The 9,370-nt window shown below is 44.4% G+C and carries 7 protein-coding genes; 4 read left to right on the top strand and 3 right to left on the bottom strand.

Annotated features, from left to right (window positions below):
• Positions 1-2,654 (top strand): ATP-binding protein (locus tag AB4496_RS08090; protein ID WP_372130798.1); only part of this gene is annotated, 2,654 nt, incomplete at its 5' end.
• Positions 2,655-2,696: 42 nt separating this feature from the next.
• Here AB4496_RS08090 and AB4496_RS08085 read toward each other — a convergent pair.
• Both AB4496_RS08085 and AB4496_RS08080 read right to left on the bottom strand, forming a co-directional pair.
• The gene (locus tag AB4496_RS08085; protein WP_009848714.1) at positions 2,697-3,326 is read right to left on the bottom strand and encodes a DsbA family protein; all 630 of its coding nucleotides are present in this window, start codon (positions 3,324-3,326) and stop codon (positions 2,697-2,699) included.
• A gap of 99 nt (positions 3,327-3,425) precedes the next feature.
• Positions 3,426-3,764, bottom strand: a complete 339-nt coding sequence (locus AB4496_RS08080) for a Grx4 family monothiol glutaredoxin (protein ID WP_009848715.1) — start codon at positions 3,762-3,764, stop codon at positions 3,426-3,428.
• Between the two features lie 269 nt (positions 3,765-4,033).
• Here AB4496_RS08080 and sodB point away from each other — a divergent pair, with 269 nt between their 5' ends.
• The 3 genes from sodB (at position 4,034) to AB4496_RS08065 (ending at position 6,331) form a co-directional block, all read left to right on the top strand.
• Positions 4,034-4,618 (top strand): superoxide dismutase [Fe], encoded by a 585-nt coding sequence (gene sodB, locus AB4496_RS08075; RefSeq protein WP_004734050.1) that lies wholly within the window; start codon positions 4,034-4,036, stop codon positions 4,616-4,618.
• 247 nt (positions 4,619-4,865) lie between these two features.
• Positions 4,866-5,369, top strand: coding sequence for a VC2046/SO_2500 family protein (locus AB4496_RS08070; RefSeq protein ID WP_009848716.1), 504 nt, complete (start codon positions 4,866-4,868; stop codon positions 5,367-5,369).
• Between the two features lie 278 nt (positions 5,370-5,647).
• A complete protein-coding gene (locus AB4496_RS08065; protein ID WP_009848717.1) occupies positions 5,648-6,331 on the top strand; it encodes an SDR family oxidoreductase in 684 nt (227 codons plus the stop codon).
• Positions 6,332-6,496: 165 nt separating this feature from the next.
• On the opposite strand, the gene adhE is transcribed toward AB4496_RS08065, so the two are convergent.
• Positions 6,497-9,205 carry a bifunctional acetaldehyde-CoA/alcohol dehydrogenase gene (adhE, locus tag AB4496_RS08060; protein WP_009848718.1) on the bottom strand — a complete coding sequence of 903 codons (2,709 nt, stop codon included), beginning with the start codon at positions 9,203-9,205 and terminating at the stop codon, positions 6,497-6,499.
• Positions 9,206-9,370 lie beyond the last annotated feature (165 nt).

Genomic DNA, 9,370 nt, shown 5'->3' with positions numbered 1-9,370 from the left:
CAGCAGAAGCCCATTTGCAAACGCTGGCCGACAACATTGATGGGGTCGTGCTTAAACATATTCAAACGCACCCTCGACAGCCTTTAGATATCCGGTTTAGCTTTGTCAGTGCAGGTGTAAGCGATATGTTCGGCTTATCCGTGGATAACGTAAAAGAGCACCCTCAACACCTGTTTAATCTGATCTCAGAAGATGACTTGCCCCAGTTTGAAACCAGTATGCTCGAAGCTATTGAAACCGGGCATTGGGAAAATGAACAGCGAATGCAGTTAGAATCAGGTCAAACTAAATGGGTGAAATTTAATAGCCAAGTATCGAACAGCAAAACCATTGAGTGGAATACGGTGATAACAGACATCACCCTACTAAAAAAACAACAGCAAGCTTTAGACAACGCACGCCAAAAAGCAGAAAGTGCAACGGCTGCAAAGTCGCAATTCTTAGCGACCATTAGCCACGAGGTTCGCACCCCGATTAGTGGGATCTTAGGGCTGTTGGAATTAATGCAGGAACATCAGCTGAGTGAAGAGTTACTGAACTTACACGGTGGATTGAATCAGTCAGCTCGGAACTTACTGCACATCGTTAATGACGTACTCGATTACTCCAAGATTGAAGCCGGAAAATTGGATCTTAACCCGACCGAAATTGAGCTCGGCAAAGTACTTGCCCGTATCGTGCAACCGCAATCCATTCATGCACAGCAAAAAGGCTTAGCCTTCCACTATTGGCAAGACCCAAACCTCGCTCAGTGGTTGTTTGCAGACGATATACGACTCCATCAGATTCTAAACAATTTCCTTAACAATGCGATTAAGTTCACCGAACATGGCACTATTTCATTGCATATTGATGTGATTGAACAGAACGAACATCAGCAGAAAGTTAGCCTCACGGTTTCCGACACGGGCATCGGCATCCCGAAAGACAGACAACAAAGCTTGTTCCAACCTTTTGAACAAGTCGACAAAACCACTAGCCGCCGTTTTGGTGGCACAGGGCTTGGACTGTCTATCGCTTTGAAATTGATAGAACAGATGGATGGCAACATAGAACTGTCGAGTGAAGAAGGAAAAGGCAGCCACTTTACTGTTACCGTTACCCTCCCAACTTGTACTCCTGAACATGCAGTAAGCAACGCTTTGGCTCTACGACAAACGCTGATTTTTCCTTCAGAGGGTGAGAATTCTATTGAGCTAGATGTCGGTAATCACTCAAACGAGGTATACGTCGTCGGCTACGTTCTGCAACAAAAAGAGCTGTGTCGATATCTGAAACACTTCGATCTTGAACCAAAAGTTCTGCACATTAATCAAAAGCACCTACTCAAAGAGATGGTCGTCAAACATCAGCCCAAACACATCTTTGTCGCGATGTCGGTTTGGCAACAACTGGCGATTAGCGATGCTTGGATTCAGCAGCATACGGGTTCAACACGCTTCACCGTAATCAACCAAAACCCAATGCTCTCACCAGAGCCTTTAGGTAACTCTTGGTGCTTATCGGTGAATCCGCTGCTGCCCGATAACCTTGTTCATGTTTTAACGAAACCCGTCAGTCACAACAATCTAATCTCATCATTAGACAACGAAACCAAAGCGCCTATCGCCATCGAGACTCGCGAACAAGCCGAGAGTAATGGCCGACTGATTCTTGTTGCGGAAGACCACCCGATCAATCAGCAAGTCATCGCCAAGCAGCTCGAGAGTATTGGTGTCCACGCTGATATTTTCGATAACGGAGTGCTAGCGCTGAATGCTTTAAAAAATAAACGTTATGGTTTGCTTCTCACCGATTGCCATATGCCGGAGATGGACGGTTACACGCTTGCCTCAAGCATTCGTCAGATAGAACAACGCAATGAAGAACTAAATCAAGAAACTCAAAAGTTGCCTATCGTCGCGTTGACGGCGAATGCGGTTCAGGGTGAAGATGCCAACTGTTATGCACACGGCATGGATGATTTCCTAGTTAAACCTGTTTCCATTAAGCAAATGAAGCTGACCATTGAAAAATGGCTACCCGCAATCCACGATTTAGATCCGACGCTTGAAACCGATATTTCTGATGCAGAAAAGCCAGACTCGCAAAATCAGGACACAAGCTCTTCGTCAAACGCTTTACCTGCAGCTCAAGAAACCAATGAGTTTTCGATGCTGTTCCAAGGCATTGAACAGAGCTTTGCGGAATCGGCAGAAAATAACAACTCAGAGACAATCGAAGATGTTGACCCCACTGTCCCTCAAGATTCACCCAACGAGACCAATAGCCCCATCATCGACTACACCGCACTCTACGATCTATTTGAAGATCACGATGTGGTGATGACCTTACTCGACGAGTTTGCCGCAAGTTTTATTGCAGATAATGAACAGATAAAAGCGCAGTGGGCTAATAAGGAATATAAGGGACTAAAAACCACATCACACCGACTCAAAGGTGCCGCTAAAATGGTGGCATGTGACGCGATGGCTTCTCCGCTCGCAATCATTGAAGCACAAGCAAACGGCCTAGTAACCGAAGCCACAGAATTAGATCAAGTCGAATCAGAAATTGAAGCATCAATCTCGGAAGCAACTAACACATTCGAACGGTTTACAGAGGAGATAAACCAACTACGTCAGACAAAAGAAAAGGCTTACTCTTATGAGTAAGCCTTAGAGGTTATTGCGTCAATACAGACAGCTCTCGCTGGATTATACAGCGGGAGCGTTATTCACTAGAATTTCGCGAATAGACTTGAGCGTCGCTTCAGTTGAATGGTAATCCAATTCAACTTCGCTAAAGATACCGTTTACCTCAAGCATTAAGGTTGGGTAAGAATGCACACCCATCGCTTCTTTAAAACCTAACTGGTCATCTAACTCGCTTTCCAATAGCTTACTAGAAAGGTCATTTTCAAACTGTTGTACATTCATCCCTAGCTCTTGAGCTAACTGCAAATGCGTTTCTTGGCTATGAGGCAGCATCGCACGAAGGTAGTAAGCGTGTTGGATCGCTTCAAGCATTGCTTCGTAGTGATCTTGAAAGCCAGCAGCGATCACTGCACGACACGCTGGGTAAGTGCTGCGAACTGGTTGGCATTCAGTCCAAAACTCATGATTAAATTCCGTACCCAGCTTAGCTTCAATCTGCTTCCAAATCGCTTGAAGCTTGCCTTTCATCTCTTCTGACATCGGCTCTTCAGAATCCGGAGCCAAACCACCGACTACGTAGCTAAACTCAATGCTCGCTGGCAATTGTTGTTTTAATAACTCAAGCGTTGGCTTGTAGCCCCAACACCAGCTGCACATTGGATCATGCACATAATGAAGTTTTACGTTCATTGTTCATTCCTTATCGAGTCTTTGTTGAACCATTCAAACGAAAAAAGGAGCCTAATTAAGGCCCCTTCCATTCAATATTTAAGCACCAAGGCCTAAAGCTTACTCAGCGTCGTCGCCAGCTACTTTAGCAGCGGCTTCTTTAACGATTGGCTGAAGCTCACCCTTTTGGAACATCTCAAGAATGATATCACAACCACCGATTAGCTCACCTTCAACCCAAAGTTGTGGGAACGTTGGCCATTGTGCGTAAGCTGGAAGCTCTGCACGGATATCAGGGTTTTGTAGGATATCTACGTAAGCAAATTTTTCACCACATGCCATTAGCGCTTGAGACGCTTGAGAAGAGAAACCACAGCTAGGTAGCTTAGGAGAACCTTTCATGTACAGTAGAATAGTGTTTTCTTCAATTTGCTGTTTGATTTTATCGATAGTTTCCATTGCTTCCTCGTTAATGGATTACGGCTTTCATTGCCTTTATTCTACCCCAAACCAAAAGAATAAAAACCATATAAAAAAAGAGGTTAACCAGTTAAGCTAACAATTCACACAAAAGTGATGAATTAAGCTTTTAATAAAGTAAAAACTTGCTAAACTATATCGCAAGTCCGCAAATTGACCGTGGTTGGCAATATAGCGAGCCATGAATAATAATATCACTGGAAGCAATCGAAAGAGTTAACTCTTTCATATCAATGGAGAATTGAGCAATGGCATTTGAACTACCGGCTCTTCCTTACGCGAAAGACGCGCTAGAACCACACATCTCAGCAGAAACGCTAGATTTCCACCACGGTAAGCACCACAACACTTACGTTGTTAAGCTAAACGGTCTTATCCCAGGTACTGAGTTTGAAGGCAAAACACTAGAAGAAATCGTTAAGACTTCTACTGGTGGTGTTTTCAATAACGCTGCTCAAATCTGGAACCACACGTTCTACTGGCACTGTCTTGCTCCTAAAGCAGGCGGCGAACCAACAGGCGCTGTTGCAGAAGCGATCAACGCTGCATTCGGTTCTTTCGAAGAATTCAAAGCGAAATTCACTGATTCAGCAATCAACAACTTCGGTTCTTCTTGGACTTGGTTAGTTAAGAAAGCTGACGGTTCTCTAGACATCGTTAACACCTCTAACGCTGCGACTCCTCTAACAGAAGAAGGTGTTACTCCACTTCTAACTGTTGACCTATGGGAACACGCTTACTACATCGATTTCCGCAATGTTCGTCCTGACTATATGGCAGCATTCTGGAACCTAGTAAACTGGTCTTTCGTAGAAGAAAACCTAGCTAAGTAATTATTACTTACGCTGCGCTATTTATAGCGAGTTATCTATTGAAAGCTCATGCCTCGGCGTGAGCTTTTTTGTATCTGTCGTATTCTAATCAATGAGAACATTGCGAAACGAACTAGCAGATCGAGCCGACTTTTCAACCTATTCTTACCTTTCTCAATCGCCCTACATAAATTCGTTATTTGGCTGTAATTAAACTCTAAAGTTTGCCAACTCCATGCCGTTAAAGGTGTATCCAATGAGAGGCAGCATGCAAATACATACTTTAGACAAAGCAGGAATCATCAACGAACTGAAGTTCGGCATCGGGATCAGCCAAGCGGTTGAGCAAGGTCGCCGTGCAGATTTTGCGTTGCTGTTATCTATGTTTTCTAATGATGTTCGCGACTGTACTCCCATCGACACCATTGACGTCACTAAAACGACTGAAGATCGCCTACGTAAGCAATTTGGCGTAGCAGAACCGCAACAACTGCGTTCAAACCAATCGTCGTATGAAATTTCAGCGCAACAATCGAATCACTTTCATCAAGCTAGCCTTGCCAGCGCCAAGCTAAGCCACTACTTGAAGCCTGAAGCACTTGCTTTCATGCCAGAAGATACCGCCGACTTCCCTGAAGAGGTTTACCAAAACCTTTCTGGTCATGACCGGCGTAAACTGGCAAGTAAACAGTTACCTGATTTACCAAATGCGACGCTCTACAACGAGCTGTCGACAGCTCAACGTCAGTATCAGATTCAGGCGCAAGTATAGCCGCCGCCTAGCCTTCCTCTTTCTCGCTCAATATTCGCGACTACTCTTTGTTCGATCTCGCTTTTTTAATTATTGATGCAGGCAATATGAACCATCACCTTTGGTCATCATCAAAACCGGAGATGTCGGTTAACACTTGAAGTTACTGCAAAATGTGACCTGCCACAAAGTTCATAAAAAGTTATCAATGGGTACACCTTAGTTTGAGCCAATTCACACCCGCTGTATGAAATTTAACCCATCCTTATCCAACATGGACGATTTGCTTAGGTACTGGGATGGAAATAAAAAGCTCAATTATATTGGTAACATCTGCCGGCTCGCGATTGGGAGGAACGATTGCGAATCACTTTGTTAACCTTGGAGCCACTGTCATCCTTTGTGATAAAGACGCAAAAGCACTTCAGGCGACTTATTTACAATGTGCCCGCTTCTCCGACTCTGTTTACCATTACACGCTCGAAGGGAATGACAGCCAAGCTATCCTCAGCGTGTATGATTTTATTCAAACCACCTTCAACACGACGCCCGATGTTCTGGTCAACAATTGGATAAGTTCCCCAATGCCTAGTCTAATTGGCGATCAGCCTGTCAGTAGCTTTATCAATGATCTGTCTGCTATGGCATCGACCCTTTTCGCATTTGGGCAAATCAGTGCAGAGAGATTACGAGAGCAAGACAAAGAAGGCGTGATTGTGAATGTAATATCTCACGATGACTTTCATGATGTGTCAGGCTTAGAGAGCGCAAACTCCATGATTACCGGCTTTACCCATAGCTGGGCGAAAGAGCTGACGCCATTTGGTATTCGAGTCGGCGGTGTTGTCCCTGCTGTTCATAACTCCGAAGGCAAGCTCAATGGGTGTCACTGGGCACAGCTGCAAGACGAACTGACCAGAACAACGGAATACATTGTCTCTAATGATTACTTTAGTGGACGGGTTGTAGCTGCAGAGGTGTAAGCGTCTGCAGAGGTGTAAGCGTCTGCAGAGGTGTAAATGGATAATAAAAAATAGACCTATTTCAATTCACATAAAAAAAGCCCCAACCTTTCGGTTGGGGCTTTGAATTTCCCGATAGATAAGTATCGTGCTAGCGAAAACCTATCTCAAACTAATGCTTACTTATTATGCGTTAGCTTTTTCTTTTTTAGCTTTTGGTGCTGCTTTTTCTTCAGCTGGCTTTTGGTCAGCTTTCTTCAAAATTACAGTCGTACCTTCAAAAGTTTCACCTTCAACGTATGCTTTACCGAAGTAAGACGTTGTTAGAACTTCTTTAAGCTCAGTGATTAGAGGGTAACGTGGGTTAGCACCTGTACACTGGTCATCGAACGCTTCAACAGCTAGCTCGTCTAGTTTAGCGATGAAGTCAGACTCGTTAACACCCGCAGCCTGGATAGACAGTGGGATGTCTAGGTCAACTTTAAGCTCTTCTAACCAAGTCAGTAGACGTTCAATCTTCTGAGCAGTACGGTCACCAGCTTGGCTTAGGCCTAGGTGGTCAGCAACTTCAGCATAACGACGACGTGCTTGTGGGCGGTCGTACTGAGAGAATGCAGTCTGCTTAGTTGGGTTATCGTTCGCGTTGTAACGTACAACGTTTGAGATAAGTAGTGCGTTTGCAAGACCGTGTGGTAGGTGGAACTCAGCACCAATTTTGTGAGCCATTGAGTGACATACACCTAGGAATGCGTTCGCAAAGGCAATACCAGCAATCGTTGCAGCGTTGTGTACTTTCTCACGAGCGATTGGGTCTGCTGAACCGTTTTTGTAGCTTGATGGTAGGTATTCTTTAAGCATCTTAAGAGCTTGTAGAGCTTGACCATCTGAGTATTCGTTCGCAAGAACTGATACGTAAGCTTCAAGAGCGTGAGTTACTGCATCGTAACCACCGAACGCTGTCAGAGACTTAGGCATGTTCATTACTAGGTTAGCATCAACAACAGCCATGTTTGGCGTGATTTCGTAATCCGCTAGCGGGTACTTAGCACCTGTTTTGTCGTCAGTAACAACCGCGAATGGCGTAACTTCTGAACCCGTACCTGAAGTAGTAGTGATACATACTAGCTCAGCTTTTTTACCCATTTTAGGGAACTTGTAGATACGTTTACGGATATCCATAAAGCGCATTGCTAGTTCTTCGAAGTGAGTTTCTGGGTGCTCGTACATAACCCACATGATCTTAGCAGCATCCATTGGAGAACCGCCACCTAGAGCAAGGATTACGTCAGGTTGGAAGCTCTTCATTGCTTCAGCGCCTTTCTCAACAACAGACAGTGTTGGATCCGCTTCTACATCGAAGAATACTTGAACTTCAATACCTTGCGCTTTCAGAATTTGTACTACATCGTCTGCGTAACCGTTGTTGAATAGGAAACGGTCCGTTACTAGGAATGCGCGTTTCTTACCTTCTAGGTCGCTCATAGCGATTGGAAGGCTGCCACGACGGAAGTAGATAGACTTAGGTAGTTTGTGCCACAACATATTTTCAGCTCGCTTCGCTACAGTTTTCTTGTTGATAAGGTGCTTAGGACCTACGTTCTCAGAGATAGAGTTACCACCCCATGAACCACAACCAAGAGTTAGAGAAGGTGCAACGTTAAAGTTGTACAGGTCACCGATACCACCGTGAGTAGTCGGGATGTTGATTAGGATACGAGCCGTCTTCATCTTGTCACCGAAGTAACGGATGCGATCTGCGTTTACGTCTTGGTTAGTGTAAAGACCAGATGTGTGACCGATACCACCGATTTCAACCATAGTTACTGCTTGAGCAACAGCGTCTTCGAAATCGTCTGCGCGGAATAGACCTAGAGTTGGAGACAGTTTCTCGTGAGCAAATTCGTCATCGTAAGAAACTTTACCAAGGCCTTCACCTACAAGTACTTTTGTATCAGCAGGAACTTTAACACCCGCCATTTCAGCGATTGCAGGAGCAGGTTGACCTACGATTTTAGCGTTTAGGTTGCCGTCGATAAGAAGAACTCTACGTACTTTATCTGCGTCAGCTTTAGATAAAACGTGAGCTTTGTGAGAAGCAAAACGCTCTTTAACTTCGTCATATACTTCGCTAACTACGATTGCAGCTTGCTCAGAAGCACATACAACACCGTTATCGAATGTTTTAGACATAAGGATAGATGCTACTGCACGTTTGATGTCAGCTGTTTCATCGATAACTACAGGAACGTTACCAGCACCAACACCGATAGCAGGCTTACCAGAAGAGTATGCTGCTTTAACCATGCCTGGACCACCAGTAGCAAGGATAAGTGCGATACCGTCGTGCTTCATCAGCGCGTTAGAAAGCTCTACAGATGGTTGGTCGATCCAACCGATGATGTCTTTTGGTGCACCCGCTGCTACAGCTGCGTCTAGAACAAGCTTCGCTGCGTCATTAGTTGAGTTCTTTGCACGTGGGTGTGGCGAGAAGATGATGCCGTTACGTGTTTTAAGAGAGATTAGAGATTTGAAGATTGCTGTAGAAGTTGGGTTCGTTGTTGGAACGATACCACAGATGATACCTACAGGCTCAGCGATAGTCATTGTGCCTAGGCTTTCATCTTCATCAAGAATGCCACATGTTTTTTCGTCTTTGTATTTGTTGTAGATAAATTCAGATGCAAAGTGGTTTTTGATAACCTTATCTTCAACAATACCCATTCCAGATTCAGCAACTGCTTGTTGTGCAAGTGGGATACGAGCGTGGTTAGCAGCAAGAGAAGCTGCGCGGAAGATTGCGTCTACTTTCTCTTGAGAGAATGTTGCAAACTCTTCTTGTGCTGCTTTAACGCGTGCTACTAGAGCATCAAGTTCCGCTAAGTTAGTTACAGGCATGGTGGATCTCCTAAAATAATAAATATTAAAAACTTTTTATTAATTTCGCTGCTTGCTTTTAACCTCAAACAACAACGTTCTTAGTAAATTGCTTTCAGGACTGAGTATATTATTTCACAGTGTGAAAAAAATTGACCCAGATCAGTTACCCAAAAAGAATTAACC

The organism is Vibrio sp. 10N.222.46.A1 (assembly GCF_041473595.1).
GTDB lineage: Bacteria > Pseudomonadota > Gammaproteobacteria > Enterobacterales > Vibrionaceae > Vibrio > Vibrio tasmaniensis_A.
The sequence above is the reverse complement of the archived record's forward strand: the minus strand, read 5'-3'. Positions and strand labels throughout refer to the sequence as shown.

Bases quoted from the DNA above. Each gene is read 5' to 3' on its own strand.
- AB4496_RS08085 (WP_009848714.1), bottom strand. From the start codon at position 3,326: ATGAACGTAAAACTTCATTATGTGCATGATCCAATGTGCAGCTGGTGT.
- AB4496_RS08080 (WP_009848715.1), bottom strand. From the start codon at position 3,764: ATGGAAACTATCGATAAAATCAAACAGCAAATTGAAGAAAACACTATT.
- sodB (WP_004734050.1), top strand. From the start codon at position 4,034: ATGGCATTTGAACTACCGGCTCTTCCTTACGCGAAAGACGCGCTAGAA.
- AB4496_RS08070 (WP_009848716.1), top strand. From the start codon at position 4,866: ATGCAAATACATACTTTAGACAAAGCAGGAATCATCAACGAACTGAAG.
- AB4496_RS08065 (WP_009848717.1), top strand. From the start codon at position 5,648: ATGGAAATAAAAAGCTCAATTATATTGGTAACATCTGCCGGCTCGCGA.
- adhE (WP_009848718.1), bottom strand. From the start codon at position 9,205: ATGCCTGTAACTAACTTAGCGGAACTTGATGCTCTAGTAGCACGCGTT.